This is a genomic window from Amycolatopsis sp. NPDC049691, assembly GCF_040675005.1.
Lineage (GTDB): Bacteria > Actinomycetota > Actinomycetes > Mycobacteriales > Pseudonocardiaceae > Amycolatopsis.
The window spans coordinates 1-14286 of sequence record NZ_JBFANX010000029.1 but is presented as its reverse complement, the minus strand read 5'-3'; the positions used below and the strand labels follow the sequence as shown (position 1 = coordinate 14286).

Annotated in this window: 14 protein-coding genes; 9 read left to right on the top strand and 5 right to left on the bottom strand. The window is 71.1% G+C overall.

The window, feature by feature from the left end:
* Window positions 1-306 precede the first annotated feature (306 nt).
* The 4 genes from AB0J40_RS41910 (at window position 307) to AB0J40_RS41895 (ending at window position 4288) form a co-directional block, all read left to right on the top strand.
* Window positions 307-1539: a DUF6801 domain-containing protein gene (locus AB0J40_RS41910; RefSeq protein ID WP_364465219.1), complete on the top strand. Its 1233-nt coding sequence runs from the start codon at window positions 307-309 to the stop codon at window positions 1537-1539.
* 67 nt (window positions 1540-1606) lie between these two features.
* Window positions 1607-2650, top strand: a complete 1044-nt coding sequence (locus AB0J40_RS41905) for a DUF6801 domain-containing protein (protein WP_364465218.1) — start codon at window positions 1607-1609, stop codon at window positions 2648-2650.
* A 79-nt stretch (window positions 2651-2729) separates the two neighbouring features.
* Window positions 2730-3068 carry a YciI family protein gene (locus tag AB0J40_RS41900; protein ID WP_364465216.1) on the top strand — a complete coding sequence of 113 codons (339 nt, stop codon included), beginning with the start codon at window positions 2730-2732 and terminating at the stop codon, window positions 3066-3068.
* Between the two features lie 50 nt (window positions 3069-3118).
* Window positions 3119-4288 (top strand): DUF6596 domain-containing protein, encoded by a 1170-nt coding sequence (locus AB0J40_RS41895; RefSeq protein WP_364465214.1) that lies wholly within the window; start codon window positions 3119-3121, stop codon window positions 4286-4288.
* Here the strand turns inward: AB0J40_RS41895 and AB0J40_RS41890 are convergent.
* Window positions 4275-4862 carry a hypothetical protein gene (locus tag AB0J40_RS41890; protein ID WP_364465212.1) on the bottom strand — a complete coding sequence of 196 codons (588 nt, stop codon included), beginning with the start codon at window positions 4860-4862 and terminating at the stop codon, window positions 4275-4277. The two genes, AB0J40_RS41895 and AB0J40_RS41890, sit on opposite strands and share 14 nt — an antisense overlap.
* A 197-nt stretch (window positions 4863-5059) precedes the next feature.
* On the opposite strand from AB0J40_RS41890, the gene AB0J40_RS41885 reads away from it, so the two are divergent.
* Genes AB0J40_RS41885 through AB0J40_RS41865 form a run of 5 tightly spaced genes read left to right on the top strand, consistent with a single transcriptional unit; the run spans window position 5060 to window position 9043 of the window.
* A complete protein-coding gene (locus AB0J40_RS41885; protein WP_364465210.1) occupies window positions 5060-6262 on the top strand; it encodes a SpoIIE family protein phosphatase in 1203 nt (400 codons plus the stop codon).
* Window positions 6252-7775: an ATP-binding protein gene (locus tag AB0J40_RS41880; RefSeq protein ID WP_364465208.1), complete on the top strand. Its 1524-nt coding sequence runs from the start codon at window positions 6252-6254 to the stop codon at window positions 7773-7775. Before AB0J40_RS41885 ends, AB0J40_RS41880 begins: the two co-directional genes overlap by 11 nt.
* Window positions 7772-8212: a response regulator gene (locus AB0J40_RS41875; RefSeq protein ID WP_364465206.1), complete on the top strand. Its 441-nt coding sequence runs from the start codon at window positions 7772-7774 to the stop codon at window positions 8210-8212. Before AB0J40_RS41880 ends, AB0J40_RS41875 begins: the two co-directional genes overlap by 4 nt.
* Before the next feature lie 34 nt (window positions 8213-8246).
* The gene (locus AB0J40_RS41870; RefSeq protein ID WP_364465204.1) at window positions 8247-8606 is read left to right on the top strand and encodes an STAS domain-containing protein; all 360 of its coding nucleotides are present in this window, start codon (window positions 8247-8249) and stop codon (window positions 8604-8606) included.
* A 20-nt stretch (window positions 8607-8626) separates the two neighbouring features.
* Entirely contained in the window at window positions 8627-9043 is a 417-nt protein-coding gene (locus AB0J40_RS41865; protein ID WP_364465202.1) for an ATP-binding protein, read from the top strand.
* Between the two features lie 89 nt (window positions 9044-9132).
* Here the strand turns inward: AB0J40_RS41865 and AB0J40_RS41860 are convergent, their stop codons facing one another.
* The 4 genes from AB0J40_RS41860 to AB0J40_RS41845 all read right to left on the bottom strand — a co-directional run bounded on the left by AB0J40_RS41860 (window position 9133) and on the right by AB0J40_RS41845 (window position 14132).
* On the bottom strand, window positions 9133-10755 hold the full coding sequence (locus tag AB0J40_RS41860; RefSeq protein WP_364465200.1) for an alkaline phosphatase family protein: 1623 nt from the start codon (window positions 10753-10755) through the stop codon (window positions 9133-9135).
* Window positions 10756-10788: 33 nt separating this feature from the next.
* Window positions 10789-11940 carry a Dyp-type peroxidase gene (locus AB0J40_RS41855; protein ID WP_364465417.1) on the bottom strand — a complete coding sequence of 384 codons (1152 nt, stop codon included), beginning with the start codon at window positions 11938-11940 and terminating at the stop codon, window positions 10789-10791.
* Between the two features lie 47 nt (window positions 11941-11987).
* The gene (locus AB0J40_RS41850) at window positions 11988-13145 is read right to left on the bottom strand and encodes an EfeM/EfeO family lipoprotein (protein ID WP_364465415.1); all 1158 of its coding nucleotides are present in this window, start codon (window positions 13143-13145) and stop codon (window positions 11988-11990) included.
* 204 nt (window positions 13146-13349) lie between these two features.
* Entirely contained in the window at window positions 13350-14132 is a 783-nt protein-coding gene (locus tag AB0J40_RS41845; RefSeq protein ID WP_364465413.1) for a metalloregulator ArsR/SmtB family transcription factor, read from the bottom strand.
* Window positions 14133-14286: the final 154 nt, after the last annotated feature.

Here is a 14286-nt window from a genome sequence, read left to right as displayed (position 1 = left end):
TACGCGGCGCGGTTGCGGGCGAGCAAGGCGAGAATGGCCGATTGGCATGTGCGTCAACATTTCGCCCGCGGTGTTTGTCACGCTCGTCAGCGCTTCGGTGGTGGCCCTGTGCTGGGGAAACCTTCCTCGGCCTGCTAGGAACCCGAGCCGGGTGGCGTGCCGGGGTGACAATTTGCGGTGCCCGGGTTGCCTTTTCACCGAAAGGCCTTGATCGGCGCCATCGGCGGTCGTTAGCTTACGGTCAGGTCGCGATTCTCGAATAGCGCGGGCCGTTTCGTATCACTGTTGATACACGGAAGGACCATCGTGAGTCACCCAAGAGGCAAGAAGAAGACGGTCGCGGCCGCCGCGGCCGTGGGCGCGGTGGGGCTCGTCGCCACCGCGCTGGTCGTCGGGGCGCAGGCCAGCGCCGCCGACCCGATCTCGCTGACGCTGAACTACCACTGCACGTTCCCGCTGGTGGGGTCCCAGTCGCTGAAGGTGGTGATCAACACCGACCTGCCGACCACGGTGAACACCGGGCAGCCGACCGGCGCGTTCGACATCAAGGCCGTGTCCACGATCAACGCGGACACCGTCTCCGGTCTGAGCCTGATCGGCGCCACGACGCTGGAGGGCACCGCCACCGCCGCCGCGACCGTCGCGGCGCCGAGCCTCAACCTGCCGGTCAGCGTCCCGATCACGCTGGACAAGACGAACATCCCGGCGTCCGGTGAGATGAACATCAACGCGGCGGGCAAGACGCCGTCGCTGACGTTCACCCAGGCCGGCCAGGCGAAGATCACCGTCGGCGACCTGAACCTCAAGGTCACCCCGCGCAAGGCCGACGGCTCGGTCACCGGCATCACGCCGGACGGCACGATCGACGCGCCCTGCACGCAGGACAGCGGCCAAAACAACACCCTGGCCACCATCACCATCAACGGTGGCGGCACGACGACGCCGCCGCCCACCACGACCACCCCGCCGGTCACGACGCCGCCGACGACCACGCCGCCGGTGACGACCCCGCCGACCACGACCCCGCCCGGTGGCGGGATCAAGTACTCCTTCGGCATCACCGGCCAGACGGCGCTGAAGTCCCTCGGCAGCACCGCGCCGATCACGGGCTCGTTCGACGCCGACGTCAACCTGTCGGCCAAGACGTTCACCGGCAACCTGCAGCTGAACCCGACGCACACCGACTTCAAGCTGTTCGGCTTCCTCCAGGGCAGCTCGGACGTCAAGGTCGTGCAGAACGGCCCGCAGACCGGTGAGCTGGTGGGCACCGGCTTCAAGGCGCACATCAAGTTCGACACGTTCCTCACCACGGTCAACCTGTTCGGCATCCCGATCAGCACCGACCCGAAGTGCGGCACGACGACCCCGTCGACCAGCGAGATGACCACCGGCGCCGACTTCGACCTGCTCAAGGGCGGCAAGCTGTCGGGCACCTACTCGCTGTCCGCGCTGCAGAACTGCGGCTCGTTCAACGACATCATCAGCGCGTTCGCCAAGAGTGACGGCAACACGCTGGACCTCGTGCTCACCAAGAAGTGACCCGATCTGCCGGCCCCCGTCGCGCCGCGGCGGGGGCCGGTGCCACGTCCTGCGAAAGGGAAGTGCCGTGCGGACCGTCCGGTCGTTGCTCGCCGCCTGCGTGCTCGTTTTCGCCGTCGCCGCGCCGGCTTCGGCGTCGACCCCGGTCGACAAGCAGCTGAGTTTCACCTGCCCGTTCCCGTTGATCGGGCTGCAGAAACTGGCCGTCGAGGTCAAGGCGTCGTTCGAGGTGCCGTCCGCGCCGGGCGGCACGTTCACGACGGCGGACCTCGCGGTGGCGGTGACCGTGCCGGACAAGTCCACCCGCGGCCTGGCGCTGGTCGGCGCGGCGAGCATCGAAGGGACGGCGTCCGCAGGGGTGACGCTGGCCAACGGTCCGCTGACGCTGCCGCTCGCCCTGCCGCTGACCGTGGCGAAGACGGCGGTGCCGGCGTCGGGCCCGTTCACCACGAACGCGTCCGGCTCGGTCCCGCCGGTCCAGCTGCCGAACGCGGGCAGGACGACGCTGACGATCGGCGGGTTCAGCGCGCGGCTCACGCCGAAGAAGGCCGACGGCTCGTTCACCGGGCTCGGGTCGTTCACCTCGGACTGCACGCTGGACCCGGGACAGGACCCGGTGCTGCTTTCGTTCGACCTCGGCACGGCTTCCCGCGACTACGCCGTGACCGGCTCGACGACCCTCAAGGCACTGGGGACGACGGCGCCGGTCACCGGATCCTTCACGGGGTTCACCCCGGCGTTCGACCGGACGCGGGCGGAGTTCAAGGTGTTCGGGTTCGTACCCGGGACAGCCGACCTGCAGTTCGGTCCGGACGGCCCGCAGACCGGCGAAATCACCGGTGACGGTTTCGTCGCGCACGCGAAGCTGGCGCTGGCCCTGCCCCAGGTGACGTTGTTCGGGCTGCCGGTCGCGGACGCGGGTTGCCGGGCGAGCGCGCCGATCCCGGTCGACCTGCGGTCCGGAAGCGGCTTCGCGCCGGCCACGGGTGGTCCGGTGACCGGCACCTACGCGATCCCGGCGCTGACCGGGTGCGGCACGTTCACGGCGTACCTCAGCTCGCTGGTCCAGGGCGAGGGCAACGCGTTCGCGCTGACGCTGACCCCGCGCTGAAGCAATCTCCCCGCGTTGTCGATTTCGCCGTTCCCCGCGTGACGGAGTAGGAAAGGACCGACGACCGGGAGGAACGGACATGGCGCAGTACGCGGTGCTCATCTACGAGCGGGTGCCCGCCGAGGACCTGCCCAAGGAGATCATGGAGCGGCACATCGGCCTGCCGGAACTGATCGCCGCGAAGGGCGGCAAGGTGACCGCCGGCCTGGCCCTGCAGCCCAACGAGACCGCCACGGCCATCCGCGGCGACCTCGTCACCGACGGGCCGTTCGTGGAGACGAAGGAAGTGCTCGCCGGCGTCTACCTGCTGGAGGCCCGCGACCTCGACCACGCACTGGCCTGCGCGAAGCTGACGCCGATCGTCGAGGGCGGCGTCGAGGTGCGGCCGCTCGTCGACTTCCAGGTCGTGGCGGACTGACCTCGGTCGCGGACGCCGTCGCCGAAGCGCACCGTCGTGAGTGGGCCTACGTGCTCGCCGCGACGGTGCGGGTCACCCGCGACCTCGACGAGGCCGAAGAGGCCGTCCAGGACGCCTACCTCCAAGCGCTGAAACGCTGGGCCGGCGACGGCGTCCCGGACCGGCCCGGCGCCTGGCTGACCACGGTCGCGCGCCGGACCGCCCTCAACGGCGTCCGGCACCGGGAAGTGCTGCGGCGCAAGCTGCCGCTGCTCGTCGAACCCGACGTCGCCGAGCCGCCGGAGCCCGCCGGGCCGATCCCCGACGACCGGCTCCGGCTCGTCTTCACCTGCTGCCACCCCGCGCTCGCGCAGGAAGCCCAGATCGCGTTGACGCTGCGGCTCGTCTGCGGCGTCGCGACGGCCGACATCGCGCACGCCTTCCTGGTGCCCGAGCCGACGATGGCCGCCCGGCTCACCCGCGCCAAGAAGAAGATCGCCGCGGCGCGGATCCCGTACGCGGTGCCCGCCGCCGAGGACCTGCCCGCGCGCGTGTCCGTCGTGCTGACCGTGCTGCACCTGCTCTACGCGGCGGGTCACACCGCGCCGTCCGGGGACGACCTGGTCCGCGACGAGCTGACCGGCCGCGCGCTGGACCTGGCGCGGATGCTGCGCGCCCTGCTGCCCGCCGACACCGAGGTCGCCGGGCTGCTCGCGCTCCTGCTCGTCCAGCAGGCCCGCCGGGCCACCCGGACCGACGCCGCCGGGCGCCTGCTGCGGCTGGAAGACCAGGACCGGACGCGCTGGGACCCGGCGATGATCGCCGAGGCCGACCGGCTCGTCGTCGAGGCGCTGCGCAACGGCCCGCCGGGGCGGTTCGGCGTCCAGGCCGCGATCGCCGCCCTGCACGCCCAGGCCCCCAGCTACGGCGAAACCGACTGGCCGCAGATCCTGACCCTCTACGACGTGCTGCTGCGCCTGTGGCCCTCGCCCGTGGTGGCGCTCAACCGCGCGGTCGCCGTCGCCATGGTGAGCGGACCCGAAGCCGCCCTCGCCGAGATCGCCCGGCTGGAGGCCGACGGCAGGCTCGCCGGCTACCGGTACCTGCCCGCCACCAAGGCCGAGCTGTTGCACCGCCTCGGCCGCGACGCCGAAGCGGCCGACGCCTACCGCGCCGCGCTCGCGTTGAGCGAAAACGCCGTCGAGCAGGAGTTCCTGGCCGCGCGGCTCAGCGGCGCCTGACGAAGAACGGCGAGGCGTCGGCGCGGAACATCCGGACGAAGCCGGTGATCGACAGGACCACCACGGCCAGGAAGAACACCACCTGCAGGATGTCGCCGGTGTTCTGCTCCTCCGTGGTCAGCGCCGAGAGCAGCTGCACCAGCACGTTGAGGGTGCCCAGCGCACCGAGCACCGCCAGCAGGATGCGCGTCCAGTTGACGCCGCGGTACACGCCGTACACCAGCAGTGCCCACAGCCCGCCGAGGACGAGGAACGCGACCACCGCGACCGGGGTGGGGAGCAGGCTGTTCGTGGACTGGGTGAGCACGGTGCCGTCGGGCAGCCGGACCGACCGCGACGACGTGAACCGGACGGTGCCGGCGACGTGCCCGCCGAGCAGCTGGCTGAGCAGCGAGCCGAGGAACCAGCACGCGACCGCGCCCCACCAGGCGAAGGCGGCGAGCCGGACCGTCGCCGGCCGCTCGGGCCGGACGGGCTGGGCGTACGGCGGTGCGGCCGGGAACTGGCCGTAGGGCTGGGGCTGTGGTGGTGGGACCGGCGAAAACCCTTCGCCGCCCCCCTGCGTCTCCGACATGCGCGGAGCATAGGCCGGGATCGTCCGGTTCCGGCACGGTCACGACCCGAACCGTTACCGGCCCGGTGTCACACCGGAGTGCTATAAAACGCTACCTCCGTGGGACCGGTTTCGCGGCCGTAGGCGGCCGCGGCCGGGGCCGCTAGGGTGATCGTCTGGATGTGCTGGGCTCGCGAGCAGCCGAACGGGAGAAGCCGGTGACCGCCGCGCACGACTCATCGTGGGACTCCGGCACCCGCTTGCGCGTGCTGCTGATCGAGGACGACGACGGCGACGCGCTGCTCGTCGAAGAGATGCTGGCGGACACGTCCGTGCCGTTCTCGCTCGAACGCGTCGAAACGCTCGCCGCGGCGCTGGCCGGCCCGCTCACCGCCGACTGCGTCGTGCTCGACCTGCAGCTGCCCGACGCCATGGGCTTGAGCGGGCTGACGAAGATCGCCCAGCACGCGCCCGGCGTCGCGGTCGTCGTCCTGACCGGGCAGCACGACCAGGCCACCGGCGTCGCCGCGGTCGCCGCCGGCGCCCAGGACTACCTCGTCAAGGACCAGGTGGACGGGCCGCTGCTGGTGAAGGCCCTGCGCTTCGCCCGCGAACGCAAGCGCGCCGAGCAGGTCGAGCAGCAGTTCCTGCAGCAGCAGCTGCTGGCGCGGGAGAACGCGCGGCTGGAACGCGGCCTGCTGCCCGTCCCGCTGCTGCGCGACCCGCACCTCGAACTGGCCTCCCGCTACCGCCCGGGCCGCAACGGTTCCCTGCTGGGCGGCGACTTCTACGACGCGATCGAGCTCGCCGACGGGACCGTGCACATGATGATCGGCGACGTCTGCGGCCACGGCCCGGACGAGGCCGCGCTCGGCGTCGCGCTGCGGATCGCGTGGCGCTCGCTCGTGATGGCGGGCCTGCCGATGCCCGACGTGCTGAGCATGGTCGAGCGGGTGCTGGTGCACGAGCGGATCGAGCCGCTGTTCGCCACCGTCTGCATGGTCGTCGTCGCGCCGGACCGAAGATCCTTGCGGCTGTCGCTGGCCGGCCACCTGCCGCCGTTGCTGCTCACCCCCGGCGACGGCCACCTCCTCTCCGGCGAACGCCTCGGCGTCCCGCTCGGCATCGTCGAAGGCACCAAGTGGGAGGCCCTCGAGGTGCCGCTCGAACCGGGCTGGTCGCTGCTGCTCTACACCGACGGCGTCTTCGAGGGCCGCGTCGGCGCCGGGGCCGAACGGCTCGGCCACGAGCGGATGGCCGCCATCGTCCTGGAGATCCAGCACGAGACCGGGCTGGCCGGCACCGACCTGCTCGACGAGCTGATCGCCCGCGCCGAGCGGCTCAACTCCGGCCCGCTCGACGACGACGTCGCCCTCGCCCTGCTCAGCCACGACCCGACAGGACCGGCCGATGAGCACTGACGCACGTGGCTGGACGATCCGCCGCTGGCTGAGCCTGTTCGCCGTCGTCGAAGCCGCACTGCTGCTCGCCGCGGTGGCCGGTGGCGTGATCGCGCTGAACAACCTGACCGAGGCCCGCAACAGCCTCCTCGACGTCATCGGGCCGCAGCGGCTGGCCGCGACGCAGCTGTCGACGGCGTTGCTGAACCAGGAGACCGGCATCCGCGGCTACCAGCTGGGCCGGCGACCGGACTTCCTCGCGCCCTACACCGACGGCCGGCAGGCGGAGGGCGACGCGGTCAGCCAGCTGCGCCAGCTCGGCGCCGTCCCCGGCACCCAGGCCGGCGACGACCTGGAGGCGGTCCTGCGGGCGGCCGTCGCCTGGCAGGCCGTGGCCGCCCCCGCCGTCGAACCCGGCGCGGGGCCGCCCACCCCGGCGCAGATCGAGCGCAGCCGGATGCTGTTCGTCGCGGTGCGCCAGGCCCTGGGCACCCAGTTCGACCACCTCACCGCCGTCCGCGACGCCGGCCGGGCGGACCTCGACTCCGCGGCGAGGCTGCTGACCGCGATGCTCGTCGCCATCGCCGTGCTGCTCGTGCTCCTGTTCGTGGTGCTGTCGCTGGGGCTGCGGCGGATCATCACCCGGCCGATCCTGCGGCTGGCGGGCGAGGTCCGCCAGGTCGCCGACTCCGACGTCCGGCACCCGGTGCACGTCAGCGGTCCGCGCGAGATCGCCCAGCTCGGCGCGGACGTCGACGCCATGCGCCGCCGGATCCTCGACGAGGTCGCCGAGCTCGAACGGGCGCACGCGCTGCTCGACCGGCGCACGCGCGAGCTGGAGCGGTCGAACGCCGACCTGGAGCAGTTCGCGTACGTCGCTTCGCACGACCTGCAGGAGCCGCTGCGGAAGGTGGCGAGCTTCTGCCAGCTGCTCCAGCGGCGCTACGAGGGCCTGCTCGACGAACGCGGCCAGCAGTACATCGAGTACGCCGTCGACGGCGCGAAGCGGATGCAGGTCCTGATCAACGACCTCCTGGCGTTCTCCCGGGTCGGGCGCAAACCCGGCGAGCACGTCGTCGTGGACGCCGGCGAGCTCGTCGACGACGCGCTCGCGAACCTGGAGGTCGCGCTGTCGCTCAGCGGCGGCAAGGTCGACCGTGGCGAGCTGCCGGAGGTGCGCGTCGAGCCGGTGCTGATGACGGCGGTGTTCCAGAACCTGATCGGCAACGCGCTGAAGTTCCGGGGCGAGACACCACCCGAGGTGCGCGTCACCGCGGACCGCGACGGCGACGACTGGGTTTTCGCCGTGTCGGACAACGGGATCGGTATCGACGCGGAGTACGCCGAACGGGTTTTCCAGCTGTTCCAGCGGCTGCACACCCGCAGCGCGTACCCGGGCACCGGCATCGGCCTCGCGCTGTGCCGGCGGATCGTCGAGCACCACGGCGGCCGGATCTGGCTCGACACCGAGGCCGAGGACACCACGTTCCGCTTCACGCTGCCCGCGGCGACCGAGGACGGTGAGGACGCATGACGGACCCGCCCGTGCCGATCGACATCCTGCTCGTCGAGGACGATCCCGGTGACGTGCTGATGACCCGGGAAGCCTTCGAGCACCACAAGATCCGGAACGCGCTGCACGTCGCGAGCGACGGCGTCGAGGCACTCGAGTTCCTCAACCGCCGCGGGCGGTTCGCGGCGGCGCCGCGGCCGGGGCTGATCCTGCTCGACCTCAACCTGCCCCGCAAGGACGGTCGCGAGCTGCTCGGCGAGATCAAACAGGACCCGGGGCTGCGCACCATCCCGGTGGTCGTGCTGACGACGTCCGAAGCGGAGGAGGACATCGTCCGCAGCTACGACCTGCACGCCAACGCCTACGTCACCAAGCCGGTCGACTTCGAGAAGTTCGTCGAGGTGGTCCGGAAGATCGACGACTTCTGGGTCACGGTGGTCAAGCTGCCGCACCGGTAGCCGTTTGCCGGGGAGTGGGGCACGATAAGGGATCGTGACCTCATCATCCCGGGACCTTCCCGCCGTCGAGCTGGCGGTCACGCTCGACTGGCGGGACACGGCCGCGGTGCTGCGCGTGGCCGGGGAGATCGACCTGCTGAGCGCGCCGGAGTTCGAGGAAGTCGTCGAGGCCGTGCTGGCCGACGAGCCGCGGACGCTGGTGGTCGACCTGCGCGCGGTGACGTTCTTCTGCTCGGCGGGCCTGCAGGTGCTCGCCGCGGCACACCGTAGGCTGCCCGAGCGCGCACTGCGGGTGGTGAGCGACTCGGCGGTGACGTCGGGACCGTTGAAGACGACCGGGCTGGACACGTGGATCGGCATCCACGCGACGGTCGACGAAGCGCTGAACCAGTGACGGGCCCGGAAAGGCGACCGATGGACGAACCCCCGGGACCGTTCCGCTGCCACGGCGTGCAGGCGGTGCCCGAAGCCCTGCGCCGGCTGCGGCACGAGCTGACGGCGTGGGTCCTCGCGGCGGGCGTCGAGGAGGCCAGGGCCCAGGACATCGTGCTGGCGAGCTACGAGGCACTGGCGAACGTCGCCGACCACGCCTACGACGGGACGGGTTCGGGAGTGGTGGACCTCGACGCGGCGGTGCACCCGGACCGGATCGAGGTGGTCATCAGCGACCACGGCAAGTGGCGGACCCCGGTGGTCGACCCGCGCCCGGTTTCCCTGCGGGGGCGCGGATTGCTGCTGCTGCGGGCGAGCGCCGACCGCGCGGACATCGCGTCCGGCGAGTCGGGGACCGTGGTGACGCTGGCGTGGGACCTGGACCCGGTCCGTCCCTAGCGCCCCAATGTGGCCTTCGGTGCGTCAGACGCACCGAAGGCCACATTGGGTGCGTCAGACGCAACCAAGGCCACATTGGGGCGCTTGGGCTAGCTGTGCACGATCGCGCCGGTCTTCGGGTCGAGCGTGACCTTCTTCGCTTCCGGCCACCAGAAGTCGAACATCCCGTTCATCGAGCCCGCGCGGGTGTCGAAGGACGAGTCGCCGATCCGGCCGGTGAACCAGTTGTCCTCGATGAACTTCAGCACCGAGGTCTGGTCCGTCTGCGTGTGGTCGACGTGGTTCACCTTGCTGTACGGCGAAACCACCAGCAGCGGCAGCCGCGGGCCGTAGCCGCAGCGGTCGGCGTAGCCGCCCAGCTTCGTCGGCTTGGCCGTGCAGACGGCCTGGTCCTGCGAAGCGTCGTGCGAGCCGTTGACGATCGGCGACGACACGTGGTCGTACCAGCCGTCGGAGTCGTCGTAGGCCAGCACGATCGCCGTCGACTTCCACTCCGGGGACTGCTGGATCCTGTTGATCTCGCTGACGACGAACTGCTGCTCGTCCAGCGGGTCCGAGTAGCCGGCGTGGCCGTCCTGGTACTCCGGGGCCTTCAGGAAGCTGACCGCGGGCATCGAACCGGCGCCCAGCGAGTCGTTGAAGTCGGAGATGTCGTACTGGTGGTTCGCGCGGTCGGTCTGGCCGATCGCCCGCACCGACGACGGCGCGAGGTGCTTCGGGTTCGCCGTCGACGGGTAGTACTGGAAGGGCTCGTGGTGCGGGCTGTAGTCGACGACCGCGTTGCCACCGACGTTCGTGTGGGTCTGGCCGCAGACCGCGTACCCGTTGGCCTCCCCGGTCGGGCGGAAGCCGCCCTGGAACCAGCCCCACGTCACGTGGCGCTGGTTGAGCAGGTCACCGATGTTGCGGCCGTGCATGGTCGCGAGGTTGTCCTTGCTCGTGTGGTTCTTGCCCGAGCAGTCGTCCCACGCCGGGTCCGGGTCGTTGATCATCGTGCCGATGCCGTCGGCGTCCGGCGACTGCACGGCGTAGGCGTCGCTGACCGGCTCGTGCGTCACCGGGTCGACGGCCTGCACGCCGTGGGTGTTGCCCGAGATGAGGTCGATCGCGCCCGGGCTGGACGGGCCGAACACGGTGTTGAACGAGTTGTCGTTCAGGGCGTAGTGCTGCGCGTAGTTCCACATGCCGGTGACGGTGTTGCCGTCGTAGTAGTCCATCACCAGGCCGGGTTCGCCGAACAGCACGGGCTGGCCGGTGCACTTGTCCGTCTCGGTCTTCTCGACGAACTTGTCCATCTTGCCGCCGTTGAAGGCGGCCTGCTCGGCGCCGTAGTTGTGGTTCTGGTCGCAGGTCATCGCCTGCTGGGGCGTGAGCCGCTTCGGGTTGTACGCGTTGGGGTTGTCGGTCAGCAGCTTCTTGTCGAGGCCGTTGACCTTCGGGGTGTTGCGCGCGGCGGTGAACGGGGTGCCGTCGGTGTTGGCCGCGTTCGGGTAGGTGCCGAAGTAGTGGTCGAACGAGATGTTCTCGCCGAAGATGACCACGACGTGCTTGATCGGCGTCGCCGTGGGGATCCCGTGGGCGGGGAACAGGTTCAGCGGCTGGGCGTCCGCGGCGCTCGACGCGGAGCCGGTGACGATGGCCAGCGCGGCCACCGAGGCGAGGGCCCCGGCGCCGAGCAGGCCGCGCCGTCGCCGGCGGGTTCTCTTGTCCACAGTGGATGTTCCTTTCGTGGTGGGTTTCGCCGGTCAGGCGAGCAATGCGCGGCCGAAGTGGTCGTCCGGCCCGGTGACGCCCGGCAGCGCGAAGAAGTAGCCGCCGCCGAACGGGGAGATGTAGTCGGTCAGGGGTTCGCCGGCCAGCCGCGTCTGGACCGCTTCGAACTGCCGCTCCAGGTCCTGCTGGTAGCAGACGAAGACCAGGCCCATGTCGAGGTTGCCGTTGCTGTCGAGGCCGCGGTCGTAGTTCACCGCGCGGCGCAGGATCCGGCTGGCGTCGGTCTCCGGCGTGCGCGGGTTGGCCTTGCGGATGTGGCTGGTCAGCGGGATGACGGTGCCGATCGGGTCGTCGGCGTAGCGGGGGACGTCGGTCTCCTCGGTGCCGTCGAGCGGAGCGCCGGTGTCGCGGCGGCGGCCGAACATGTTCTCCTGCTCGGCCAGCGAAACCCGGTCCCAGAACTCGACCAGCATCCGGATCAGCCGGACGACCTGGTAGCTGCCGCCCGCGGTCCACGCGGGGTCGCCGGATGTCCACACGAGACGGTCGAAGTCGGCTTCCTCCGGGTTGGCGGTGCCGTCCTTGAATCCCATCAGGTTCCGGGGCGTCCCGGCCGGCCGCGGCGGGGAGCTGAAGCCGTTGATCTTCCAGCGCGGCTGCATGCCCCCGCGCGTCGCACGGGCGATGTCGCGCAGCGCGTGCAGCACGGTGTCGGTGGAGTTCGCGGACAGGGTGAGGCTGAGGTCGCCGTGGCACTGGGCCGGGTCGAGGGCGTCGTCCGGGAACGTCGTCATCGGCTTCAGCTTGGCGGGCTTGAGTTTCGCGAGGCCGTAGCGGTCGTCGAAGAGCGACGCGCCGACCCCGAGGACGACACCCAGGTCACCGCCGGGGACGACGGGGCCGAGCACTCCGGAGTCGGCGGGGGGCGCGGTGATGCCGAGCGCGGCGGGCGCACCGCCCCCGGTGAGGAACCGTGCCCGGTCGGTGACGGCGCGGAAGAGGTCGGTGAGCTCGGCTTTCGACTCGGCGACGACGTCGAAGGAGGCGACGATCGTCTGGGTGGGCGGCTTCCGCAGGATGGCGGCTTGGTGCGGCCCGTGAAAGGGCACGGGTGCGGTGCTGTCGGTGACGGCGGAGGACGCGCCGAGGCCGGCCCCGGCGGCAACGGTGAGCCCGGCGCCCATCGCGGCGCGGCGCAGGAAGGAGCGGCGCGGCAAGCCGGTTTGGTCGCTCACGAAACCCTCCTCGGCTCGGCGATCGCGGCGATCGGCGCCAGCAGCTCGGTCAGCTCGCTCACATCGGCGTTCAGCTTCTGCCTTTCCTTCTGCGGCAACTGGGCCAGCGGGGTCCAGCTCCCGTCCGGCCGGTGCGCGGCGTCCAAAAGCGACTGCGTGCGCGTCAGCCAGCTGTCCACTTTGGACAAGTCGGGGTACCGCGGCGCGAGCAGCGGGCGGAGGACGTCCAGCACCGCGCGCGTGCCGTCGAGGTTGGCGCGGGCCGTGGCCAGGTTGGTGCCGCTGCCGTAGTCCGTGCGGCCCGTCAGTTCGAACTGCAGGGTGTTCTCCATGATCTCGTGCGCGCGCAGGCCGAGGTCGTTGCCGTCGACCTGGCTGTCGCCGAAGGACGCCTGCAGCGCGTGGGCGTCGGTGTCCAGCCGGTCGGCGACCGCGCCCAGCGCACCCAGGTCCTCGCCGTGCCAAAGGCCCTGCTCCAGGCGGTGGAAGCCGGTGAACCCCGGGTCGGACGTGCCGTCCGGGAGGCCGTCGGCGGTGCCGTTGAGCGCGCCGTCGGAGTCGCCGAACGCGTCGTACGCCGCGCCCAGCCGCTCGTACGTCAGGTGGGCCGTCAGCCACGCGGCTTCGCTCGCCGCGCGGTCGCCGCCGTGGACGGCGTTCTTCAGCGCGCCCGTGTTCGCGACCAGCTCGCCGAGGCCCGTGGTGACGTGCTGCTGGTACGCCTTGAGCGGCCCGAGCAGGTCGTTGTGCGTCACCGGGGCGACGCCCGGGCCGGTCCGGTCGGCACCCCCGCTGACCTGCACGGCGGGCCCGACGATCGCGCCGGCGTCCTCGGGCAGGCAGCGGAACGCGTAGCTGCCGTTGCCGAGGTTGACCTGCAGCGGCCGGGTGGTCGCCGGGCCGAGGCCCTCGACCTCGCCGTAGATCACGCCGGTCGCCGGGTCGATCAGGTCGACCTCGGCGGTCACCGACCCGGTGTTGTGCAGGCGGAACGTCTGCGGTCCCGGCTTCGGGTCCGCCCAGCCGGTGCCGCAGGCCGAGCGCGACACCGCGATTTCGGGATCCCCGGCCGCCGCGCTGTCCGGCCAAAACGCGACGACGGCTCCCGCCGCGGCGGCCACGACCACGGCCGCGACGATCCAGCGGGTACGCACTGACCCCGGCACGCACACTCTCCCGTCACTCGATCGGACCATCACCGATCACGGATTATGCGAGCCTATCGCCCGGAAAACCGCATCGGATGCCGTCGAGAGGAGGGAATTCACCGGGACTTCAGCCGGGCGCCCACGAAAGGGGGAGGAATCAGACGATCGCGTGTGCCAGATCTGTCTGGTTGGACGGATTGGTCCGGTTGCTCACGCTGCCGGCAGCGGCGAACCGGTCTCCAGCAGCGTCTTCAGGCTGGACAGCAGCGCGGGCCAGCCCTGGCTGCACATCGCCATGGCGGTGCTGCCGGGTTCGAAACCGTCGTGCCGGACCGTCAGCTTCACGGTGTCCCCCTGCGGTTCCAGCGTGAACGTGACCTTCGACCGGCCTTCCCGCTGCAGTTTCGCGAGCGTTTCGGCGTCGATCCCGTTCCCGTCCGCCCATTCCTGGGTGAACGTGTGCCAGGTGTAGGAAAGGCGGCGGTACGGGTCCGCTTCGAGGACGACCTGGTCGGGGTGGCTCGTTTTCGCGCCGCTTTCCGCCCAGACCATCGGCGAACCCTTTTTCCAGTCGGTTTCGAAAGCGACACCCCAGTACTGGCGGGTGAACGCGGGCTCGGTAAGCGCTTGCCAGAGCTTTTCCGGGGTGGTGCTGATATAGGTGGTGTACACGAATTCGTTCATCGGTTCGGACTCCAGGGCTCGTTTCAGATCGGCGAGCGCGCCGGCTCGTTGCCGGTCGAAGCGGGTCAGCCAGCGCTCGCCGATCGCGGTGATCGGCGCGGCGTCGAGGTAGTGCAGCTTTTCGCGGCCGCGCCGGGTGGCGGTGACCAGCCCGGCCGCTTCGAGCACGGCCAGGTGCTTGCTGACCGACTGGCGGGCCATGTCCAGCCCCGCGCACAGCTCGCGCAGGGTCAGGCCGCCCCGCTCGTTGAGCACGTCCAGCAGCCGGCGGCGGCTGGGATCGGCCAGCGCCTTGAACACCTCGTCCATCGCGCCCTTCCCATGACATGCAGCCGTTCGGCTGCCCGCCTGCGACAGCGCGGACGACGAAGAGACATCGGCCCTCACCTGGGGGGCGGGGGCGGGGGGGGGCGCCGGCCCCCCCCCGGGGACAAGGGGCACCCGCGCGGAAGTGGGGGGGGCC

Excerpts from the sequence above, each read along its gene's own strand:
- AB0J40_RS41900 (WP_364465216.1), top strand. The coding sequence starts at position 2,730 with ATGGCGCAGTACGCGGTGCTCATCTACGAGCGGGTGCCCGCCGAGGAC.
- AB0J40_RS41890 (WP_364465212.1), bottom strand. The coding sequence starts at position 4,862 with ATGTCGGAGACGCAGGGGGGCGGCGAAGGGTTTTCGCCGGTCCCACCA.
- AB0J40_RS41880 (WP_364465208.1), top strand. The coding sequence starts at position 6,252 with ATGAGCACTGACGCACGTGGCTGGACGATCCGCCGCTGGCTGAGCCTG.
- AB0J40_RS41875 (WP_364465206.1), top strand. The coding sequence starts at position 7,772 with ATGACGGACCCGCCCGTGCCGATCGACATCCTGCTCGTCGAGGACGAT.
- AB0J40_RS41865 (WP_364465202.1), top strand. The coding sequence starts at position 8,627 with ATGGACGAACCCCCGGGACCGTTCCGCTGCCACGGCGTGCAGGCGGTG.
- AB0J40_RS41855 (WP_364465417.1), bottom strand. The coding sequence starts at position 11,940 with ATGGGCGCCGGGCTCACCGTTGCCGCCGGGGCCGGCCTCGGCGCGTCC.
- AB0J40_RS41845 (WP_364465413.1), bottom strand. The coding sequence starts at position 14,132 with ATGGACGAGGTGTTCAAGGCGCTGGCCGATCCCAGCCGCCGCCGGCTG.